The sequence below is a fragment of the Micromonospora sp. NPDC051006 genome (assembly GCF_044456245.1).
Classification (GTDB): domain Bacteria; phylum Actinomycetota; class Actinomycetes; order Mycobacteriales; family Micromonosporaceae; genus Micromonospora.
Map to the genome: position 1 here is coordinate 1 of NZ_JBITFP010000039.1, position 20203 is coordinate 20203.

A 20203-nucleotide genomic window follows, 5' to 3' on the forward strand; every position below is an offset into this window, starting at 1 on the left:
ACAAGGAAACCGGTAAGGCCGACGCCTACCACAGCGTCGAAATCCGCAACAGCAACGCCGACGGCAAGCAGACCGACACCCTGCGCGCCGACATCGTGCGCACCGTCGACGACGGCCGCGCCGTGGTCGCCAACATCGCCGGCACCAGCACCGACACCGACGGCACCACCCACTCTTTCGAGGGCGGGCACTACATCAGCGTCGTCGGCTACCGCGACGGCGGCAACGAGGCGAAGATCGCCGACTCCGCCGACCCCAACATGGCCTCCTACTGGATCAGCACCGAGCACCTCGCGGACTGGATCGCCACCCGCGGCTACTCCACCAGCTGACCCACAACAAGCACCGCAAACACCGGAAGGGCCGGACCCCCACCAGGGGTCCGGCCCTTCTGTCGTCTCAGTGCAGAAGGCCGGCCCGCGACGGGCCGGCCTTTTCGTCGTCTCAGCGGCTGCCGGCGGGGGCGGCGCCTTCGGGCTCCGGCACCGGGTGCGCCCGCCGGGCCCGCCGACGCAGCCACCAGGTGCTGCCGAGACCGGCGAGCACCGCCACGGCGAGGCCGACCCAGGAGAAGTCCTTGAGCCAGTGCTCGGCCACCCGGCCGAGGTGGAAGAGCAGGTACGTGGTGGCGAAGGCCCAGACCAACCCGCCGGCCGCGTTGGCGATCAGGAACCGGCGGTACGGCACGTGCAGGGCGCCGGCCAGCGGCCCGGCGAGGACGCGCAGCAGCGCGACGAACCGGCCGAAGAAGACCGCCCAAACCCCGTGCCGGGCGAAGGTGAGCTCGGCCCGGGCGAGCTGGTCCGGCCCGAGATGCCGGGGGAAGCGCCGGCCCAGCCGGGCGAGCAGTGGCCGACCGCCCCGGCGGCCGATGGTGTAGCCCAGCGAGTCGCCGACGATGGCGCCGAGCGCGGCGGCGGCGGCCACCCACTCCGGCTGGACGGCACCGGCCGCGGCCAGCAGTGCCGCGCTGACCAGGGTGATCTCGCCGGGCAGCGGCACGCCCATGCTCTCCACCCCGATCACCCCGGCCACCATCAGGTAGACCGCCACCGGTGGCAGCGTCACGAGCCAGTGTTGTACGTCGAGCACCCGCACCCCTCCCCGGTCCGGCCTCGAACCCTACCCGCGGCCGGCCGGTCCGGCGGGCGCCGGCGGGGCCGCCCCGGGGGGGGTCAATCGGCTGGGGCGACGAACTCCAGGCGGTTGCCGTGCACGTCCTCGGTGTGGAACCGGCGCATCCCGGGCAGCTCCCCGTCTCCCCAGGTCACCGGCACGCCGGCGGCGGCGAGGCGGGCGGCGAGCGCGTCCAGGTCGGGTCGGAGCAGCGCGGGGTGGGCCTTGCGGGCTGGCCGGAAGTCGTCCTCGACGCCGAGGTGCAGCTCGGCGCCGTACCCGGTGAACCAGCACCCGCCGCGGGCCGCGAGCGCCGGCGGTTTGGGCTTCTCGGTCATGCCGAGCAGGTCGACGTAGAACGCCCGGGACGCGTCCTCGGTGCCGCGCGGGCAGGCGAGCTGGACGTGATGGATCATGAAGGCACCTCCTCGTACCGGACGATGGCACGAGGTTGCGCGAATAGCAAGACGGACGTACGGTTTTGTTGAGTACGGGAAGCGGGTAAGTGTCGCCTAACCTCGGCGGCACCCGGACCGGTGCGACAGACTGCTCAGGACTACTCACGGTCGCTGGTGTGAAGGAGTACGACGTGGCGAGCCTCGACACCTTCGGTGCGAAGAGCCAGCTACGCGTCGGAGACGCGAGCTACGAGATTTTCAGGATCGACACGGTGGACGGTCACGACCGGCTGCCGTACAGCTTGAAGATCCTGCTGGAGAACCTGCTGCGGACCGAGGACGGCGCGAACATCACCGCCGACCACATCCGGCAGCTCGGCGCGTGGGAATCCACCGCCGACCCGAGCGTGGAGATCCAGTTCACCCCGGCGCGGGTGCTCATGCAGGACTTCACCGGCGTGCCGTGCGTGGTCGACCTGGCCACCATGCGCGAGGCCGTCCGTGACCTCGGCGGCGACGCCACCAAGGTCAACCCCCTCGCACCGGCCGAGCTGGTCATCGACCACTCGGTCATCGCCGACCTGTTCGGCCGCGAGGACGCCTTCCAGCGCAACGTCGAGCTGGAGTACGAGCGCAACAAGGAGCGCTACCAGTTCCTGCGCTGGGGCCAGACGGCGTTCAACGAGTTCAAGGTCGTCCCGCCGGGCACCGGCATCGTGCACCAGGTCAACATCGAGTACCTGGCCCGCACGATCATGGAGCGCAACGGGCAGGCGTACCCGGACACCGTGGTCGGCACCGACTCGCACACCACCATGGTCAACGGCCTCGGCGTGCTCGGCTGGGGCGTCGGCGGCATCGAGGCCGAGGCCGCCATGCTGGGCCAGCCGGTGAGCATGCTGATCCCGCGGGTCGTCGGCTTCAAGCTCTCCGGCGAGATGCCGGCCGGCACCACCGCCACCGACCTGGTGCTCACCATCACCGAGATGCTGCGCAAGCACGGCGTGGTCGGCAAGTTCGTCGAGTTCTACGGCCCGGGCGTGAGCGCCGTGCCGCTGGCCAACCGGGCCACCATCGGCAACATGTCGCCGGAGTACGGCTCCACCGTGGCGATCTTCCCGATCGACTCCGAGACCATCCGCTACCTGGAGCTGACCGGCCGCGACGCCGCCCAGGTGGCGCTCGTCGAGGAGTACGCCAAGGCGCAGGGCCTCTGGCACGACCCGGCCGCCGAGCCGGACTACTCGGAGCGGCTGGAGCTCGACCTGAGCACCATCGAGCCGTCCCTGGCCGGCCCGAAGCGCCCGCAGGACCGGGTGCCGCTGGGCAGCGCCAAGACGCTGTTCCGCTCGGCGCTCAAGGACTACGTGGCCGCCGACGAGACCGGTGGCGACCAGGGCCGCGGCGCGGGCGTACCTCAGCAGGAGAAGCCGTTCGGGGTCGTGGGCCACGCCGACGAGGCCAGCGCCGAGTCCTTCCCGGCCAGCGACTCGCCCGCCAACGGCGTCAACGACCCGGCCGACGCCCCGCGCGACCTGGAGACCGCGGCGGTCGGCGCGGGTGGGCGGGCCACCAACCCGACCCGGGTCACCGGCGCCGACGGGGTCGAGTACGAGCTGGACCACGGCGCCGTGGTGATCGCCGCGATCACCTCCTGCACCAACACGTCCAACCCGCAGGTCATGATCGGCGCGGCACTGCTGGCCCGCAACGCGGTGGAGCGGGGCCTGACCCGCAAGCCATGGGTGAAAACCACCCTGGCCCCCGGGTCCAAGGTCGTCATGGACTACTACGAGCGGGCCGGCCTCACCCCGTACCTGGACAAGCTCGGCTTCAACCTGGTCGGCTACGGCTGCACCACCTGCATCGGCAACTCCGGCCCGCTGCCGGAGGAGGTCTCCGCCGCGGTGAACGAGGCCGACCTCGCGGTCGTCTCGGTGCTCTCCGGCAACCGGAACTTCGAGGGCCGGATCAACCCGGACGTCAAGATGAACTACCTGGCGTCCCCGCCGCTGGTGGTCGCCTACGCGCTGGCCGGCACGATGGACATCGACCTGGCCAACGAGCCGATCGGTGAGGACAGCACCGGCCAGCCGGTCTTCCTGCGTGACCTCTGGCCGAGCAGCGCCGAGATCCAGGACGTCATCGCCTCGGCGCTCGGCGCCAGCGGGTTCAGCTCCGCGTACGCCGACGTCTTCGCCGGCGACGAGCGCTGGCAGTCGCTGCCGACCCCGACCGGTGACACCTTCGCCTGGGACAGCGACTCCACCTACGTGCGCAAGCCCCCGTACTTCGAGGGCATGGGGCGCACCCCGCAGGCGGTCGCCGACATCTCCGGCGCCCGGGTGCTGGCCAAGCTGGGCGACTCGGTGACCACCGACCACATCTCCCCGGCCGGCTCGATCAAGGCGGACTCCCCCGCCGGCAAGTACCTGGCCGAGCACGGTGTGCCGCGGCACGAGTTCAACTCGTACGGCTCCCGCCGGGGCAACCACGAGGTGATGATCCGGGGCACGTTCGCCAACATCCGGCTGCGCAACCAGCTGGTCCCCGGCGTCGAGGGCGGCTTCACGGTCAACCACCTGACCGGCGAGCAGACCTCGATCTACGACGCCTCGGTCGCCTACCAGGAAGCGGGCCTCCCGCTGGTGGTGCTGGCCGGCAAGGAGTACGGCTCCGGCTCGTCGCGGGACTGGGCGGCCAAGGGCACCATGCTGCTCGGCGTCAAGGCGGTCATCGCCGAGTCGTACGAGCGGATCCACCGCTCCAACCTGATCGGCATGGGCGTGCTGCCGCTGCAGTACCCGACCGACACCACCGCGGAGTCGCTCGGGCTGACCGGCACGGAGACCTTCACCATCACCGGGGTGACCGCGCTGAACGAAGGCGAGACCCCGCGTACGGTCAAGGTCAGCACCGACACCGGCGTCGAGTTCGACGCGGTGGTCCGCATCGACACGCCGGGCGAGGCGGACTACTACCGGCACGGCGGCATCCTGCAGTACGTGCTGCGCCGGATGATCGCCAACTGACGTACCAACGAGAAGGCCCCTCCCGGTTCGCCGGGAGGGGCCTTCTTCGTGTACCCGTGCCGCGCCGTCGGCGGCGCGGCGGTGCGCTCACTCGGCCCGGCGGCGGGCGTCCCGGGTCTTCATCGCGTGCTCCATCAGGGTGATGAGCACCTCCTTGCTCGACTCCCGGTGCCGGGCGTCGCAGAGCAGCACCGGCACCCCCGGATCCAGGTTCAGCGCCGCCTGCACCTCGTCGAGTCGGAACTGCCGAGCCCCCTCGAAACAGTTCACCGCCACCACGAAGGGCGTGCCACGCCCCTCGAAGTAGTCGATGGATGGGAAGCAGTCGGCCAGCCGCCGGGTGTCGGCGAGCACCACCGCGCCGATCGCGCCGAGCGCCAGCTCGTCCCAGACGAACCAGAAGCGGTCCTGCCCGGGCGTGCCGAAGAGATAGAGCACGAGGTCGTCGCTGATCGTGATCCGACCGAAGTCCATCGCGACCGTCGTGGTGGACTTGCTCTCCACCCCGGACAGGTCGTCGATGCCGACGCCGGACTCGGTCAGCACCTCCTCGGTGCGCAACGGGCGCGTCTCACTGACCGCGCCGACCATGGTGGTCTTGCCCACGCCGAATCCGCCCGCGACCAGGATCTTGATCGCGGTGGGCAGTGGGGTCGCTCCCGGCGGCCGCTCAGAGTGCCCGTAGTCCATTGATTACCGCCTCGAAAACACTGTTGTCGGGAAGGCCGGCCGCGGTGTGCGGCTCACGGACCTGTACCAGGCTGCGAGCCGCCAGATCACCCAGCAGGACCCGGATGGTGCCCACCGGGAGATCCAGGTGGGCGGCGATCTCGGCGACGGACTGGATGCGCTGGCAGAGCCCGACGATCGCGACGTGCTCCGGCCCCAGGCCGATCTCCGCGCCGACGTCGGCGCGGGTCGCCGTGACCAGTGAGATCAGATCGAACGTGCCGGTGATCGGGCGGGCGCGGCCACGCGTGACCGCGTACGGACGCACCACCGGCCCGGCATGGTCGTCCACCCACTGATGCTCCGCGGACTCCCCCTGCACCGTCATCGCCGCTACTTCTCGCCGGTCGGCTGCTCGGCGGTCCGGGTCGGCGACGCGACGTACTTGCCGACCCGGGTGACCAGCATCGCCATCTCGTAGGCGATCAGCCCGACGTCGGCGTCCTCGCTGGCCAGCACCGCGAGACAGGCGTTGCGCCCGGCCGCTGTGACGAAGAGGAACGAGGACTGCATCTCGATGATGGTCTGCTGTACCTGGCCACCACCGAACCGCTTGCCCGCTCCCCGGGCCAGACTCTGGATCCCGGCCGCCATGGCCGCCAGGTGCTCGCCGTCGTCCCGGCTCAGCCCCTGTGAGGAGGCCATCAACAGGCCGTCCGTCGAGAGCGCGACCGCATGCTCGGCCTGCTTCACCCGGCCGACCAGATCATCCAGCAACCACGTCAGGTCGGCACTCGATGCCGTCTTCTGGGCCACTCGTCGTCCTCTTCTCCCCCGGCGGATGTCGCCGTATTCGTCTGGGGCTGACCGTTCCGTCGCGAGCGGGATTCCTCCGCGTCGCCGGCACGGGTCAGGTCGCCTGCTGCTCGTCGGAGTCCGAACCGGACGCGGGTTCCGACGCCTCGCCAGCCCCGCCCAGCAGGCGGGCGGCGTCCGTCCGGCCCCGCCGGGTCCCGGTCTGGTACGAGCTCATCATCCGGCGCACCTGCTCCGGCGGCCGAATGGCGTCCTCGTCCTCCTCAGCGGCGTTCGCGGCGGGATCGTCACGCAGTTCCGGCACGATGTTCGCCTGACGGACCCGGACCGGCAGGCCAGAGTCGGTGCGGTCCTGCTCGGCCCGCTCCGGGAGCGGACCACCCTCGGCGCCGGCGTCCGTACCCGGCACGGAAGCCTCCTCCACGCCCGGACGGGGCAGCGCCATCGGCAGCCCGGTCGGGAACGTCGGTCCGTCCAGTGCCGGCTGCTGGTCGGGCCCGCGCCGGGCCCGGGTCGGCAGACCCTGCTCGGCGACCGGCCCGGTCCGGGCCCGGGTGGGCAGCCCGCCCGCGTCGGCGCCGCCGGCCTGCGCGACCGGCGACTCCGGCCCGCGTGCGACCGGCGACTCGGCCAGCGCCACCGGCGCCGCAGGGAATGCCGGGGGCTGCTCGACGCCGGCCGGCGCGGCGGACAGGGCCGGGGTGCCCCCGCTCGACGCGGCGGCACTCGGAGCGGCGGGGGCGTCGCCCGCCGGGGCGGCCGGCGCACCGGCCGGGAACTCGGTGGAGGTCTCCGACTCGTCGCCGGCGTCGGTGACCAGCTCGATCGGGATCAGCACGACGGCCGTGGTGCCCCCGTACGCGGACTCCTTCAACTGCACCCGGATGCCGTGCCGCTCGGTCAGCCGGCTCACCACGTAGAGGCCCAGCCGGGAGGCGTTGGCGAGGTTCAGCTCGGACTGGTCGACGATCCGGTGGTTCGCGGCGGTGAGGTCCTCGGGGCTCATCCCGAGGCCCCGGTCCTCGATCTCGATGGCGAACCCGTTGGCCACCATCTGACCGCGCACCTCGACGGTGGTGTTCGGCGGCGAGAACGACAGGCCGTTCTCGATCAGCTCGGCGAGCAGGTGGATCGCGTCACCGACGGCCCGGCCGGCGAGCGACACCCGCCCGAGCGGCAGCACGTTGACCCGGGTGTAGTCCTCGACCTCGGCGACCGCGCCCCGGACCACGTCGACCATCGGAACGTTGCGGCGCCAGGCCCGGCCGGGCGTGGAGCCGGAGAGCACGATCAGGTTCTCCGCGTTACGCCGCATCCGGGTGGCGAGGTGGTCGACCCGGAACAGGTCCTCCAGCTCCTCGGCGTCCTGCTCCCGCCGCTCCATGGCGTCCAGCAGGGTGAGCTGGCGGTGCACCAGGGCCTGGGTGCGCCGGGCCAGGCTGAGGAAGACCTCGCGGACGTTGCGGCGCAGGTCGGCCTGCTCGACGGCGGTGCGGATCGCGGTCTCCTGGACCACGTTGAACGCCTTACCCACCTGGCCGATCTCGTCGGTACCGAACTCGAGCGGTGGCGCCTCCTTGGCCACGTCGACCTCTTCGCCCTGCCCGAGCCGCTCCACCACCCGGGGCAGCCGCTCGTTGGCCAGCCGGAAGGCGGCCTCTCGCAGCCGTTCGAGCTGCTGGACCAGGGACCGGGCGGTGGTGATCGACACGATGATGGAGGCGATGACCGCGATCAGGCCGAGACCGGCGGCGAGCACCAGCCGGACGATGACGCCGATGGCCACCGGAGCGGCCCGTTCGACCACGTCGTCGCCACCGGCGAGCACCACGTCGGCGATCTGGGTGAGCGCCGGCGCGCCGACCTCGTCCCACGAGTCGGCGCTGATCGGCGGGCGGGTGCCGTTGGCCTGCATGACCCGGTTCTCCAGGTCGGTCAGCTGGCGGAACGTCGCACCGTTCGACATCTCGGTGTAGCGCTGCTGGTCGGCGCTCGGCAGCCGGACCAGCGCCTGCTCGGCGGTGAACTGTCGGGCGCCGACGATGCGGGTGAACTGCGACTGTTCCGCGGGCGTGATGCGGCCGGCCGCGAGCACGCCGGCGAGCAGCGCGTCCTCCTGGGACAGCAGCTCGCGGGCCCGGTTCAGGCCGATCAGCGCGGCGGTGTCCTCGGCGACCTGCTCGTCGTCGAGGTTGCCCAGCGCGTCGTAGACCCGGTAGATCGATTCGATGAGCCCGGTGAACGCCGCGCCCGCCTCGGCCCGGTCGATGGTCTTGTCGTCGACCGCCTGCCGCGTCACCGAGAGCCGGTCGAGGCCGCCGATCAGGTCGGTGATCCGCCGGTCGAGGGTGCCGCTGCCCAACGCGTCGACCTGCCAGCTGTCGACGGACTCCTTGAAGTCCGCGGCCAGCTCGTCGGTGCGGGGACGGATCTCGGCGAGCGCGGCCCGCTGCTCGTCGTCGGGGCGGCCGAGCAGGGTCAGCGACGTCCGGCGTTCCAGCTGCAACTGCAGGAGCAGCGGCTCGGTGGGGTTGAACACCTTGGTGTCCAACGCCTGCACACCGAGCAGGTTCATACCGTCCCGGATGGTGACCCAGGCGGTGAAGCCCCAGAGCGCCACCAGGGACGCGAGCAGCGCAACGACCTTGGTACGCAGATTCGAGCTGCGGGAACCCATTACACCGTCCCTGGCATGGCCTGAGTGATCCGTCAGTCAGTACCGCGTGCAGCCGCACGCATCGACCCCGGCGCACGCTAGCAGCGTCCGCTGTCTCACTCAAGCGCTCCTGATCATGGGCCCGTCGGACACCGGTGCGGTCGCGTCCGGCCCCACGGCCACGGCCAGGTCCGATCTGGCCAGTGCCAGCTGCCACGCGGCGACGACGGCCGCCCGCACGATCAGCACCGGGGCGTAGAGGTCCTTGTCGTGCCACAGTGGTGGGTGGGTGCGCCGAGGATCCGCGGCGGCCAGCTGCGCCAGCCCGCGGATCACCGCGTCCCGCACCCCCGGTCGCACCGGCCGGTCGGTGCCGAGCAGCACGTGCAGCGCGTAGGCGCTCTCCTCCACGGTGCCGGCCCAGCGCCCCCACGACCCGTCCGGTCGCTGGGTGGCGACGACCCAGTCGACGGCCCGGTCCACCGCCTCGGCGGCGACCGTGGCGGGTGCGTGAGCGTCCAGCGCCAGCACGGCGCAGCAGGTGGCGTAGTACGGCGAGGCGTGCCACCGGTCGGTCCAGCTGCCGTCGGGCTGCTGCTGCTCGCGCAGCCACTCCGCCAGCGCGGCCACCCGGTCGCGGTAACGCTCGGCCCCCGGTGCGGTGTGCTCGGCGTGCCAGCCCAGCGCCTCCAGTACGTGCGCGTTGGTGGTGACCGAGCGCCCGTCCTCCCCCTGCCAGGTGCAGAAGTGACTGCCGAGGTCGTAGCGGAGCAGGCTGGCCGGATCGACGGGACGGCCGAGCAGGGCGAGCGCGTACAGGGCGGCCGAGGTGGTGTCCGCGTCGGCCGGCAGTCCGGGCCCGGTCGCGGCGCCCTCCGGGCCGAGCGCGTCGGCCAGCTCGGCGATCAGGCGCGGCGTCGGCCGTACCGGCACCCCGGCGCGGGCCAGGCTGCTCAACGTCCAGGCGCGCTCGAAGACCGTGACCGGGGTGCAGCAGGGCACCGGGCCGTCGTGCTGGCGGACCGCGTCCTCGAGATAGGACAGCACCTCGGGATCGGCGCTCGCCGGATCGTCGAGCCACGCCGCGGTCGCCGCGGGAGAGGCGCCGACCGCGCCGGCCACCGGCACCACGTCCGGCCGGCCCCGGGCCGCCGGCCCGAGCACCTCGAAGGCGTGCAACAGCTTCTGCGGTACCGGCCGGCCGGTCGCCAGCAGGGTGCCCAGTGCGGCGAAGCGTCGCCGGTCCACGGCGCTCGGCAGCGCCGCGCCGGACCCGTCGTCGCCCGGCCGGGCGCCGAGGCGGTCGAGGTGGGCGTTGATCCGGTCGGTCAGCGCCGGCACGATCAGATCGGCGGCCGGTGTGTCCGGAAGCTCCGGCGGGCCGTCGGCGAGCCAGCTCCGCAGAGCGGTCAGCCCCCGCCCGGCGGCCGCCAGCAACTCGCCGCGCGCCGGCCCGTCCGCCGCGTGCGCCGTCCGCTGTGCCGCCTCGGGTGGCGTCGCCGGTGACGATCCGCTCGTCGTCGCGGCCGGTGGATCGGTCGGGTCACCGCCGGCGGGCAGCGCGCTGGCGAGCAACGCCTCCACCGCGCTGAGGGTCGGCACGAGCGCGTAGCCGCCCGCGGCGCCCCAGCCGCCGTCGGGTCGTTGGCTGCCGAGCAGGTAGCGCAGCCGCCGGTCGTGCCCGGCGAGCCACGGCGCGTCGCTGACCACCCGTCCGGTCTCGTACACCGAGGGGGTGACGCGGCCGGCTGGTTCGAGCGCCATGGCGGCCAACAGCTCGCGGGTCGCCCCGGCCACCTCCGGCCGTCCCCAGCCGCCCGGGGTCGGTGAACCGGTCACAGCGCTCCCCAGAAGTCGGTCGAGCGGTAGAAGCCGCTGCTGAAGCCGATCTGCCGGGCCAGGTAGTCGGCCTGCACCGGGCAGGTCTCGCGCAGCGGGGTGAGCAGCTCCCGAGCCTGCGCCACCAGCGTGCCGATCCGCCGCGGCACCTCGTCGCGGTCGGCCACCAGCAGCAGCGCGTTCAGGTCCCCCCAGCGCAGGTCCCGCTCGTAGGTGCCCAGGTCGTTCACCAGCCGAAGGATCCGCTGGACCACCCCGCTCGCCTCGATGAGCCGGTCGAGGTGGGCAAGCGTCACCGGGTCGCCGGCGTGGATCCAGTGCACGACGTTGACCACCGTGCAGGCCAGGTTGTCCGCGTTGTCGAGGTACGCCTCGAGGTCGGGCAGCGCGCCCGGCGCGCCGTCGGCGCCGCTGCTCTGCTTCCAGTCCCACTCCCGCGCCATGGCGTCGAGCACCCGGCCCAGCTCCGCGCGCCACACCGCCTGGTACCGCTCGAACGCGGGCGTGGCGGCCAGGTCGTCGCGCAGCTCCGCCAGGAAGCGGCCGAGCGGGTCGTCCGGCGCGGGCGTCGCGCCGTCCGCCACCGCGAGACAGCGCTCGGCGAGGAGGTCGATCTCCTCCCGGGACTTGGCCACGTAGTCGACCTGCCAGTCGACGGCGAAGCCCCACAGCACCGCCCGGTTGGTGATGCGCAGCGCGGCCTCGTCGCACCATGGGGCGCCGAAGGCGATGGCCATCGCCACGTTGCCGAAGAGCGCCGGGTCGAACGGCCGGGGCGGAAAGAGATCCGGATACCCGGCGGCGCACTGCTGGAGGTCCCGCTGGCCCTTGGCGGCGAGGGCGCTGATCCGGCCCTGTTCCGCGGCGGCCAGCAGCTGTTCCTCGATCGGGTCCGGGGCGGGATGCTGCACCGGCGTCATGCGGCGACGCTCCGCGCCGGCCGCAGGGTCAGCTCCACCCGCTCCCGTGGCCGGAGGGCGGCCGCGACCTTGATGCCGGGCACCGTCGGCTGCTGGAGGCGGAACCGGTACCGGCTGAGCACGGTGGCCACGATCAGCGTCGCCTCCAGGTAGAACAGGTGCATGCCGAGGCACTGGTGCGGTCCGCCGCCGAAGGGGAAGTGGGCGTAGCGGTGCCGTTTACGCGTCAGTTCCGGGGCGAACCGGTCCGGGTCGAACTCCTCGGGCCGGTCCCAGAACATCGACATCCGGTGCGTGATCAGCGGGCTGACCACGAGCGTGGCGCCGGCCTCGATCTTCACCCCGCCGATGACGTCCGCCTCGATCGCCTGGCGCGGGAAGAGCCAGCCGATCGGGTACAGCCGGAGCAGCTCGTCGAGGACCTGCCGGGTGTAGCGCAGCTCCTTGAGGTGCTCGCGGCGCACCGGCGCGTCGCCGACCACCTGGTCCAGCTCCGCGTAGAGCCGCTCGGCGACGTGCGGGGCGCGTTCGAGGTGCGGCCAGAGCCAGGTCAGCACGCTGATCGTGGTCTCGGTGGTGGTCGCCACCATGGCCACGGTGTCGTTGCGAACCTGCTGCTCGTCCAGCCGACCGCCGTCCTCCGTGCGACCACGCCAGAGGGTGGAGATGATGTCGTCGCCGTCGGTCTCCGCGGTCTCCCGCGCCCGGCGGACGATCGGCAGCAGCAACTCGTCGATGAGCTGCACGGCGTTGCGGAACGCCCGGTCGCCGGGCATCGGCATGGCCAGCGGCGCCCAGGGCATGGCGATACGCGGCATCACCGACCACGCGATCGCGTCCTGCGCCTCCATGATCCGCATCGCGTCCGGGACCGAGATCTTGTCCGCGAAGAAGACCCGCATGATCGCCGAGCAGACGATCCGGGCCTGCTCGGTGCCCATGTCCACCGGCTGGCCGGCGCGGGCCGGGGTCTCCAGCTCGTCGACCGCGTCGTCGATCGCCTCGGCCAGCCGGTCGATCATCCCGTCGATCCGGCGGGCGGTGAAGAGCGGCTGCAGGATCTGCCGGCTGTTCGACCAGTGCTCGCCGTCGCTGAGGATGCCCTCGCCGAACAGTCGCTTGAGCGGTCGCCACTGCAGCCCGTCGCCGGCCCGTACGTAGTTCGCGGACCGTTCGCGCAGGACGCGCTGCAGATGCTCGGGGTGGGTGACCAGGTACGGTCGGAACGACCCGAGGTTCAGGCGTACCACCTCGCCGCCGGAGCGCTCACCGAACTCGACCAGGGCACGGGACGGTTCACGGAGGAGGCCGGGCACCACGTGGCGCAGGGGTATCGCGCCTGCTCGTCTGGTGCGGACCGGCGTCGGGTCTGACGCTGCCACCTGCGGTGGTCCCCTTTCGGGCAACGGAACGTGTCGGGTTGGGTGTCCGGAGTGACCGTTCCGCCGAGCATGCCATTGCCGCGTCAAATTTCTCTAGCCGCCCAACGAGAAATTCTCACACCGCAAATCTCGCAACCTCCACAAGGGATGCGGGTGGCTCCGGCGGGCCGTGGAAATCCCGCAGGTGGAGCCACCGACTGCCGCCCGCGGCCATCGACCGGCCTCGGCCCGGACATCGACGCGCGTAAAGTCCCGTCAACGGGACTCGGGGGCGGTAGCCGTCACAACCCCGTCCGGCCGACGGCGGCGAGCCGAACAGGGCCGGACGGGGGCGGGACGGGTCCGCACGGCGGCTGGACGGGGGCCGGACGGGACCGGCGCGGCCGGCCGGGGGGGAATCCGGGCGCGCCCGGGTGCCCTGTGCCAGGCTCTTGTCATGGACGACAAGACAATCCTGAACCGGATCTCCGAGCTGGTCGACGAGGAGCACCGGTTGCGCTCGGCCGCGCAGGCCCACGAGCAGGGCACCGACGACGAGGCCCGGGACCGGCTGCGGGCGCTTGAGGAATCCCTCGACCAGTGCTGGGACCTGCTGCGCCGCCGGCGGGCCGCCCGCTCCACCCACGGCGACCCGGACGCCCAGGGCATCCGCCCCAAGCCGGAGGTCGAGCGCTACCTGCAGTGACCCGAGCCGGGGGGCCGGGCGGCCAGGACGACCGCCCGGTCCCCGCTCAGCGGATGCCCGCCTCGCGCAGCAACTGCTCGGTCAGCACCGCCGGGTCGGCCAGCGTCGCCGGCAGCCCCCGCGCGGCGAACCAGGTGCTGACCACCCGGACGTCCCGGGCCAGGAACTCGCCCCCCTGCGGGTTGGCCACCACGTCGACCACCTGGGGCAGGTCGATCAACATCAGCCGCTCCCCGTGCACCAGCAGGTTGTACGGCGACAGGTCGCCGTGCGCCAGCCCGGCCCGAGCCAGCACCACCAGCGCGTCGACCAACTGCTCCCAGAGGTCGCGCAGCCCGGCCGGGTCCGGCCGGACCTGGGCCAGCCGCGGCGCGGCCAGCCCCTCCTCGGGGTCGCCGAGGAACTCCAGCATCAGCTCGGTGCCGCGCAGCTGCACCGGATAGGGCACGGAGATGGTGCCGCGCTCGGCGCCGATCTCCCAGAGCCGGGCCAGCGCGGCGAACTCGGCCGCCGCCCACTGACCCGCGATCATCTGCCGGCCGAAGGCGGTCCGGCCAGCCATCGCCCGGTTTTCCCGGGACCGACGGACCCGCCGTCCCTCCAGGTAGCCGGCGTCCCGGTGGAACAGCCGGTGGTTGGCGTCCCGGTAGCGCTTCACCGCCAGCAGGCAGGAGCGGTCGCTGTCGGGCACCGCCCGCCGGAGCAGGTGGACGTCCGCCTCCTTGCCGGTCTTGAGCACGCCGAGGTCGGTGTCCTTGGCCGCGAGCTCGGTGACCAGCCAGGCGGGATGCGGCTGCGGCCCGTGCACCGCGTCGTCCCAGGACGACCAGCTCTCACCGGTCTCCGGGTCGGGCCCGTCGTCCGGATCGGTGCTGCCCGGCTCGGGCTGCCGGCCGTGCCTCAGGAACTGCGGTTCGTCATCGTCGAAGCGGCTCTTGCCGCGGGTCCAGCGCTCGGGCGCCGGAAAGTCGTGTTCGCGCACTGCGGTGTTGATCCCTTGATCGAGGCTGATGGAGGCAGGTGGAGACGACCTGCGAAGACGGCCATGACCGACCTCCTCTCCTCGACCGGGTGAACACCCGGTTGCACGATGCGCGGACCATGTTCGCCGTGCACGCCTCGGCGGGTCAACCGAATTACCGGCGGGCCGGCCCGGCGGCTCCGCTCAGCCGACGCCGGCGGGCCGGCCCGGCGGCTCCGCTCAGCCGGCGAGGACCGTGGCGACCGCGGCGATCAGCCCGTCGGCGGTACGCGTCGGCGCGAACCGGCTGTCCGGCCAGGTCCGCCCACGGTGCAGCCAGACACTGGGCAACCCGACCGCCGCCGCGCCCCCGATGTCCGCCTCCGGGCTGTCGCCGACCACCCAGGCGCCGCGCAGCGGCATCCGGACCCGATGGGCGGCGAGCGCGAAGATCCGGGGGTTGGGCTTGCTGACGCCGGCCTCCTCGGAGATGACCCAGTCGGCCACGTACCGGTCCAGCCCGGTCCCCCGGATCTTGGCCTCCTCCTGCCGGACCACGCCGTTGCAGACCACCACCGGGATCCAGCCCGCGTCGTCGGCGATCCGCAGCGCGCAGGCGATCAACGGATCGAGCCGGGTGTTCGCCACCACCCCGTCGTGCAGCGCCTCCACCAGGTCGATCGAGGGGATGCGCAGGGCGTACCGGTCCCGGATGGCGTCGGCCACGTCCCACCGGTCGGTCAGCCCGTCGGCGTCGACGGAGAGCAGCCAGTCGATGTCCGCCGGGGGCGCGCCGATGTCTTCCAGAAAGCGCTGGCCCCAGGCACGGAACGGCCCGGCCCGATCGAGCAGGGTGTTGTCCAGATCCAGCAGGAGCAGTGGCACTCGGGCACCCTACGGGACTCCAGGGCCGCCCGACAGGGCTGGAATGTTAACTCCTCAGGCCAACACCGTGCGCCGGGTCGGACCCTGGTCCGGCAGCCGGTCGGCGAGCATCGAATGCGCCGCCCGGGTGGCCGCCAACTGCGCCGGGTCCAGCGTCGCGACCAGCACCTGCTCACCGGTGTCCGCGCCCCGGGCCAGCGGGCGACCCTCCGGGTCGTAGACAGCCGCACCGCCGTTGAACCGCCACGGGTCCGCCCCGCCGACCGAGTTGGCGAAGACCACGTACATGGTGTTGTCTAGGGCCCGGGCCGGGTAGTAGAGGTCCCGGCGGTGCGCCGAGCCGGCCAGGTAGCCGCTCGGGCAGAGGTAGCCGTGCGCGCCGTCGGCGGCGGCGGCCCGGCCGTGCTCGGGAAAGCAGCCGTCGTAGCAGATGCCGAGCCCGAGCCGCCAGTCGTCCAGCAGCAGGGTGGCGCCCCGGGTGCCGGGGCTGAACAGCTCCCGCTCACCGCCCCAGAGCTGCTGCTTGTCGTAGCCCACCCGGACCTCACCGTCGCGCCCGACGACCAACGACGAGATGGTCCGCTGCCCGTCGGGGTGGCGTACCGCCGCGCCCACCACGACGGTGACGCCACCGGCCACCGCCGCCTCACGCAGCGGCGTCAGGCGGCCGTCGTCGACCGTGCGGTCCTCGTCGGTCACCACGTCGGTGCCGGCCGGGTCGGCCGCCAGCGTGGGCGGATGGTACGCGGGGAGAAACAGCTCCGGCAGGACGGCGATCCGGGCGCCCTGCTCGGCGCAGCGCGCGACCAGGCGGGCCGCGCTCACCGCGTTGCCGGCGACGTCGCCGGGGACCGGTTCGGCCTGGACGGCGGCGACGGTCAGCCGGTCGGCCGGGATGGTGGCGGTGGTGGCGGGGGGTGGCGTCACCGGCCGATGGTAGACCGGCACGGCCTGTCGCACGGCACCCTGAAATCCCAAGCCGTACGTACGGTTTGCATGACCCCGGGTCACCTGGAACGATCGTGGCGTGCCCAGAGTAAGCCAGGACCAGCTCGATGCGCGGCGTCAGGAGATCCTCGCCGCCTCGCGGGCGTGTTTCGCCCGGCACGGCTACGAGGGCGCCACGGTGCGCCGGCTGGAGGAGGCGACCGGGCTGTCCCGGGGGGCCATCTTCCACCACTTCCGGGACAAGGATTCACTCTTCCTCGCCGTCGCCGAGGACGACGCCGCGACCATGGTCGAGACGGTCGCCCGCAACGGCCTGGTCCAGGTGATGCGCGACCTGCTGGCCCGGGCGGTCTCCCCGGACACCACCGGCTGGCTGGGCAGCCAGTTGGAGGTCTCCCGCCGGCTGCGTACCGACCCGGCATTCGCCCGGCGGTGGGCCGAGCGCTCCGCCGCGATCGCGGAGGCGACCCGCGACCGGCTGGCCCGCCAGCGAGAGGCCGGCGTGCTCCGCGAGGACGTCCCGATCGACGTGCTCGCCCAGTTCCTCGAACTCGCCTACGACGGCCTGGTCCTGCACCTGGCGATGGGCCGACCCGCCGGTGACCTCGGCCCGGTGCTCGACCTGGTCGAGGAGGCGGTCCGCCGCCGCTGACCGCCGCCCGGGCGGCCGACGGGGCCGCCGGAGGCGCCGCCCCCACCCGATGGCGCACCTGCTCCACAATGGGGCCGCCGATCCCTCCGGCGACAGGAGCAACCGATGAACGTTCTCGGCGCCTCGGGCGACACCTGGGGCATCCCCGGCCCGATCTTCCTGCGGATCTGGCTCGCGGTCGCCGCCGCGGCGGTGGTCGTCGCCGTGCTGCATCGCGTCCGGCTCCTCGCCGGACCGCGGGAGGTCGGCGGTGAGCCGCTCAGCCCGGATCAGGCCGCCTACCTCAACGGTGGCGCGCCGCTGGCCATCAACGCCGCCCTCGGCGGGCTGCGCGGCAGCGGCGCGATCGGCGTCGGAGGAAGTCGTCGGCTGAAGGCCACCGGCCCGCTGCCCGCCGGGGCGACGCCGCTGGGCCAGGCGATCCACCACGCCGCCGTGCGCCGGGCCCGGGTCCGCGACCTGCGCCAGGACCAGTGGGTGGTCACCGTCCTCAACCAGCTCCGCGAGGGTCTCGAGCAGCGCGGACTGCTCCTGTCGGCCGAGCAGCAGTCCGCCGCCCGGCGCGGCGCGCTGGCCATGATCGTCCTGATCCTCATCGGCGTGGTCCGCGCCGTCGTCGGGTTGGCCAACGGACGGGCGACCGCCTACCTGATCCTCAGCCTGGTGGCGCTCTTCCTGGCCTTCCTCTATCTCGGCCGGGTGCCGAACCAGACCCGCGCCGGCCGCCGAGTGTTACGCGAACTGCGCCGCCAGCACGCCCACCTCACCCCGTCCGCCAGCCCGTCCTACTCGACGTACGGCGCGAGCAGCGCGGCGATGGGGGTGGCGCTCTTCGGCACCGCGTCACTCTGGGCGCTCGATCCGGGCTTCGCCGAGCAGGCGGAGATCCAGCGACAGGCGATCTCGGACAGCGGCGGCTGGTCGTCCGGCTCCAGCGGCGGCTCAGACGGCGGGGGCAGCTCCTGCGGCGGAGGCAGTTCGTGCGGGGGTGGCGGCGGCTGCGGCGGAGGCGGGTGCGGCGGATGACCGGCCCGACCGGGGTCGGCATCGGCTGGCGGCCCGAGATCGCCGGGTTCGTCGCCGACCTGCCCGGCCTGCGTTTCGTCGAGGTGGTGGCGGAGTCGCTGGCCCCGGCACGGGCCCTGCCGACGGGCCTGGCCCAGCTGCGCGAGCGCGGCGTGACCGTCGTACCGCACGGGGTGCGGCTCTCCCTCGGAGGCGCCGAGCCGGTCGACCCGGCCCGGGTCGCCCACCTGGCCGCGGTGGCCGAGCTGGTGGCCGCGCCGCTGGTCAGCGAGCACATCGCCTTCGTCCGGGCCGGCGGGATGGAGGCCGGGCACCTGCTGCCGCTGCCGCGCAGCCGGGCGGCGGTTGACGCGGTCTGCGCCAACGTCGCCCGCGCGCAGGCCGAGCTGCCGGTGCCGATCGCGCTGGAGCCGATCGCCGCGCTCTTCGACTGGCCCGAGGACGAGTTGGACGAGGCACAGTTCCTGACCGAGATCCTGGACCGCACCGGGGCGCTGCTGCTGCTCGACGTCGCCAACGTGTACGCCAACGCCCGCAACCGGGGTAGCGACCCGTGCGAACTGCTGGACCGGCTGCCGCTGGAGCGGATCGGGTACGTGCACGTGGCCGGGGGTGCCGAGCACGGCGGTTTCTACCACGACACGCACACCGACCCGATGCCGACGGCGGTGCTCGACCTGGTGGGCGAGCTCTGCGCCCGCCGGCGCCCGCCGGCGCTGCTGCTGGAGCGCGACGGCGACTACCCGCCGGCGCCAGCGCTGCGCGCCGAGCTCGACGCGCTCGCCGCCGCCGCGGACTTCCCGGTGGTCACATGACCGACGCCGCGGCCGGGCGGGCCGCGCCGGGCGAGTTGGCGGCCCGGCAGGCCGAGCTGGTCGCCGCCCTGGTGGCCGGCGGGCCGGTACCGCCCGGGTTCGCGCCGGCGCCGCTGGCGGCCGCCCGGGCCGCGCTGCTGCGCAAGCGCGCCGGGGAGGTCGCCCGGCACTGGCCGCTGCTCGCCGCCGGTCTCGGCGCCGACTGGCCGGCGACCTTCCAGACGTGGGCGGGCGACCGGCCGACCGGCGGTTCGCTGCGCGACGGGTGGGACCTGGCCCGGGCGCTGCACGACCGGGGTGACCTGCCACCGCTGGGCGCCGACGAGCTGGCCGTCCGGGAGGCGGGTGCCCGCTACGACGGACACCGGCCGCCACGCCCGCGCCGGCTGCCGGGCCTCGGGCGCGCCGGCGGCGCCGTCGCGGTCCAGCTCCTCGGCCGGGTACGCCTGCTGCGCCCGGCCCGCCGCCCGGCCGCCGGGCCCGGTGGCCGCCGCTGATCCGGTACGGCAGGATCAACGGCATGGATCTGGGACTCACCGACCGGGTGTACGTGCTCACCGGCGCCTCCCGCGGCCTCGGCTACGCGACCGCCGAGTGCCTGGTGGCCGACGGGGCGCGGGTGGTGCTCTCGGCCCGGGACGCCGACGCGGTCGCCGCCGCCGCGCAGCGCCTCGGCGGGCCGGAGCGGGCCATCGGCGTGACCGCCGACCTGGCCCACCCGGCGACACCGGAACGCCTCGTCGCCACCGCACAGGAGCACTTCGGACGCCTCGACGGCGCGCTGGTCTCGGTCGGCGGCCCGCCGCCGGGCAGCGCCGCGACGATCACCGACGAGCAGTGGCGGCTCTCCTTCGAGACCGTCTTCCTGGGCACCGTCCGGACGGTGCGCACCGTCGCCGCCGCCCTGCCCGAGGGAGGCGCGATCGGGATGGTCCTCTCCACCTCGGCCCGGGGGCCGGTGCCGGGGCTGGGCATCTCCAACGGGCTGCGGCCCGGCCTGGTGGGGGTGGCCAAGGACATCGCCGACGAGTACGGCCCGCGCGGCGTACGGATCGTCGGCCTGCTGCCGGGCCGGATCCTCACCGACCGCAACCGGGAACTCTTCGCCGCCACCGGCGACCCGGTGCGGGCCCGCGCGGAAGCCGAGGCCGGTATCCCGCTGCGCCGCATCGGTGACCCGGCCGAGTTCGGCCGGGTGGCCGCATTCGTCCTCTCCCCCGCCGCCAGCTACCTCACCGGGCTCACCGTCCCGGTCGACGGCGGCGCGCTGCGCGGCCTGTGAACCCGGAACCACCCGGCGGGCGCCGGCCCGGCCGGGCCCGTCCCGGCTCCCCGACCGGGCCCGGCGACCGCCGCCCCGGCTCCGCGCCGACGCCCGACCGCCGTCCCCCGTCACCGCTCGG

The 20203-nt window shown here is 73.5% G+C and carries 20 protein-coding genes; 8 read left to right on the forward strand and 12 right to left on the reverse strand.

Annotated features, from left to right (window positions below; genetic code table 11):
* A partial coding sequence (locus tag ACIBBA_RS32805; protein WP_396702669.1) for a C39 family peptidase occupies window positions 1–332 on the forward strand: 332 nt, incomplete at its 5' end.
* Window positions 333–444: 112 nt separating this feature from the next.
* Here ACIBBA_RS32805 and ACIBBA_RS32810 read toward each other — a convergent pair.
* Together ACIBBA_RS32810 and ACIBBA_RS32815 are read right to left on the reverse strand one after the other, a co-directional pair.
* On the reverse strand, window positions 445–1092 hold the full coding sequence (locus ACIBBA_RS32810) for a DedA family protein (RefSeq protein WP_396702671.1): 648 nt from the start codon (window positions 1090–1092) through the stop codon (window positions 445–447).
* A gap of 83 nt (window positions 1093–1175) precedes the next feature.
* On the reverse strand, window positions 1176–1532 hold the full coding sequence (locus ACIBBA_RS32815; protein ID WP_396702673.1) for a VOC family protein: 357 nt from the start codon (window positions 1530–1532) through the stop codon (window positions 1176–1178).
* A 158-nt stretch (window positions 1533–1690) separates the two neighbouring features.
* Here ACIBBA_RS32815 and ACIBBA_RS32820 point away from each other — a divergent pair, with 158 nt between their 5' ends.
* Entirely contained in the window at window positions 1691–4546 is a 2856-nt protein-coding gene (locus ACIBBA_RS32820) for an aconitate hydratase (protein WP_396702675.1), read from the forward strand.
* An 87-nt stretch (window positions 4547–4633) separates the two neighbouring features.
* Here the strand turns inward: ACIBBA_RS32820 and ACIBBA_RS32825 are convergent, their stop codons facing one another.
* From ACIBBA_RS32825 to ACIBBA_RS32855, 7 genes are all read right to left on the reverse strand, one after another.
* Window positions 4634–5236: an ATP/GTP-binding protein gene (locus ACIBBA_RS32825; RefSeq protein WP_350872754.1), complete on the reverse strand. Its 603-nt coding sequence runs from the start codon at window positions 5234–5236 to the stop codon at window positions 4634–4636.
* Window positions 5217–5603 (reverse strand): DUF742 domain-containing protein, encoded by a 387-nt coding sequence (locus tag ACIBBA_RS32830; RefSeq protein WP_350872753.1) that lies wholly within the window; start codon window positions 5601–5603, stop codon window positions 5217–5219. Before ACIBBA_RS32830 ends, ACIBBA_RS32825 begins: the two co-directional genes overlap by 20 nt.
* Before the next feature lie 5 nt (window positions 5604–5608).
* Window positions 5609–6031 (reverse strand): roadblock/LC7 domain-containing protein, encoded by a 423-nt coding sequence (locus ACIBBA_RS32835; RefSeq protein WP_350872751.1) that lies wholly within the window; start codon window positions 6029–6031, stop codon window positions 5609–5611.
* Window positions 6032–6125: 94 nt separating this feature from the next.
* Window positions 6126–8708, reverse strand: coding sequence for a nitrate- and nitrite sensing domain-containing protein (locus ACIBBA_RS32840; RefSeq protein ID WP_396702678.1), 2583 nt, complete (start codon window positions 8706–8708; stop codon window positions 6126–6128).
* 99 nt (window positions 8709–8807) lie between these two features.
* Window positions 8808–10526: a prenyltransferase/squalene oxidase repeat-containing protein gene (locus ACIBBA_RS32845; RefSeq protein ID WP_396702680.1), complete on the reverse strand. Its 1719-nt coding sequence runs from the start codon at window positions 10524–10526 to the stop codon at window positions 8808–8810.
* The gene (locus tag ACIBBA_RS32850) at window positions 10523–11446 is read right to left on the reverse strand and encodes a terpene synthase family protein (RefSeq protein WP_396702682.1); all 924 of its coding nucleotides are present in this window, start codon (window positions 11444–11446) and stop codon (window positions 10523–10525) included. Before ACIBBA_RS32850 ends, ACIBBA_RS32845 begins: the two co-directional genes overlap by 4 nt.
* Window positions 11443–12780, reverse strand: coding sequence for a cytochrome P450 (locus ACIBBA_RS32855; protein WP_396702713.1), 1338 nt, complete (start codon window positions 12778–12780; stop codon window positions 11443–11445). Before ACIBBA_RS32855 ends, ACIBBA_RS32850 begins: the two co-directional genes overlap by 4 nt.
* A 484-nt stretch (window positions 12781–13264) precedes the next feature.
* Between ACIBBA_RS32855 and ACIBBA_RS32860 the strand changes: the two genes are divergently transcribed.
* Window positions 13265–13513 carry a DUF2630 family protein gene (locus tag ACIBBA_RS32860; RefSeq protein WP_350872742.1) on the forward strand — a complete coding sequence of 83 codons (249 nt, stop codon included), beginning with the start codon at window positions 13265–13267 and terminating at the stop codon, window positions 13511–13513.
* Between the two features lie 46 nt (window positions 13514–13559).
* Here the strand turns inward: ACIBBA_RS32860 and ACIBBA_RS32865 are convergent, their stop codons facing one another.
* From ACIBBA_RS32865 to ACIBBA_RS32875, 3 genes are all read right to left on the reverse strand, one after another.
* Complete coding sequence (locus ACIBBA_RS32865) at window positions 13560–14495, reverse strand: serine protein kinase RIO (RefSeq protein WP_396702684.1); 936 nt, start codon at window positions 14493–14495, stop codon at window positions 13560–13562.
* A 219-nt stretch (window positions 14496–14714) separates the two neighbouring features.
* The gene (locus ACIBBA_RS32870) at window positions 14715–15359 is read right to left on the reverse strand and encodes an HAD family hydrolase (RefSeq protein WP_350872737.1); all 645 of its coding nucleotides are present in this window, start codon (window positions 15357–15359) and stop codon (window positions 14715–14717) included.
* A gap of 54 nt (window positions 15360–15413) precedes the next feature.
* Window positions 15414–16286, reverse strand: coding sequence for a carbon-nitrogen hydrolase family protein (locus tag ACIBBA_RS32875; protein WP_396702687.1), 873 nt, complete (start codon window positions 16284–16286; stop codon window positions 15414–15416).
* 100 nt (window positions 16287–16386) lie between these two features.
* On the opposite strand from ACIBBA_RS32875, the gene ACIBBA_RS32880 reads away from it, so the two are divergent.
* The 5 genes from ACIBBA_RS32880 (at window position 16387) to ACIBBA_RS32900 (ending at window position 20082) form a co-directional block, all read left to right on the forward strand.
* Window positions 16387–16959: a helix-turn-helix domain-containing protein gene (locus ACIBBA_RS32880; protein ID WP_357050653.1), complete on the forward strand. Its 573-nt coding sequence runs from the start codon at window positions 16387–16389 to the stop codon at window positions 16957–16959.
* Between the two features lie 105 nt (window positions 16960–17064).
* Entirely contained in the window at window positions 17065–17985 is a 921-nt protein-coding gene (locus ACIBBA_RS32885; protein ID WP_396702689.1) for a TIGR04222 domain-containing membrane protein, read from the forward strand.
* A complete protein-coding gene (locus ACIBBA_RS32890; RefSeq protein ID WP_396702691.1) occupies window positions 17982–18800 on the forward strand; it encodes a DUF692 domain-containing protein in 819 nt (272 codons plus the stop codon). Before ACIBBA_RS32885 ends, ACIBBA_RS32890 begins: the two co-directional genes overlap by 4 nt.
* Window positions 18797–19297 carry a hypothetical protein gene (locus ACIBBA_RS32895; protein ID WP_396702693.1) on the forward strand — a complete coding sequence of 167 codons (501 nt, stop codon included), beginning with the start codon at window positions 18797–18799 and terminating at the stop codon, window positions 19295–19297. The genes ACIBBA_RS32890 and ACIBBA_RS32895 overlap by 4 nt, the downstream gene beginning before the upstream one ends.
* 23 nt (window positions 19298–19320) lie before the next feature.
* Window positions 19321–20082, forward strand: coding sequence for an SDR family oxidoreductase (locus ACIBBA_RS32900; RefSeq protein ID WP_396702695.1), 762 nt, complete (start codon window positions 19321–19323; stop codon window positions 20080–20082).
* Window positions 20083–20203 lie beyond the last annotated feature (121 nt).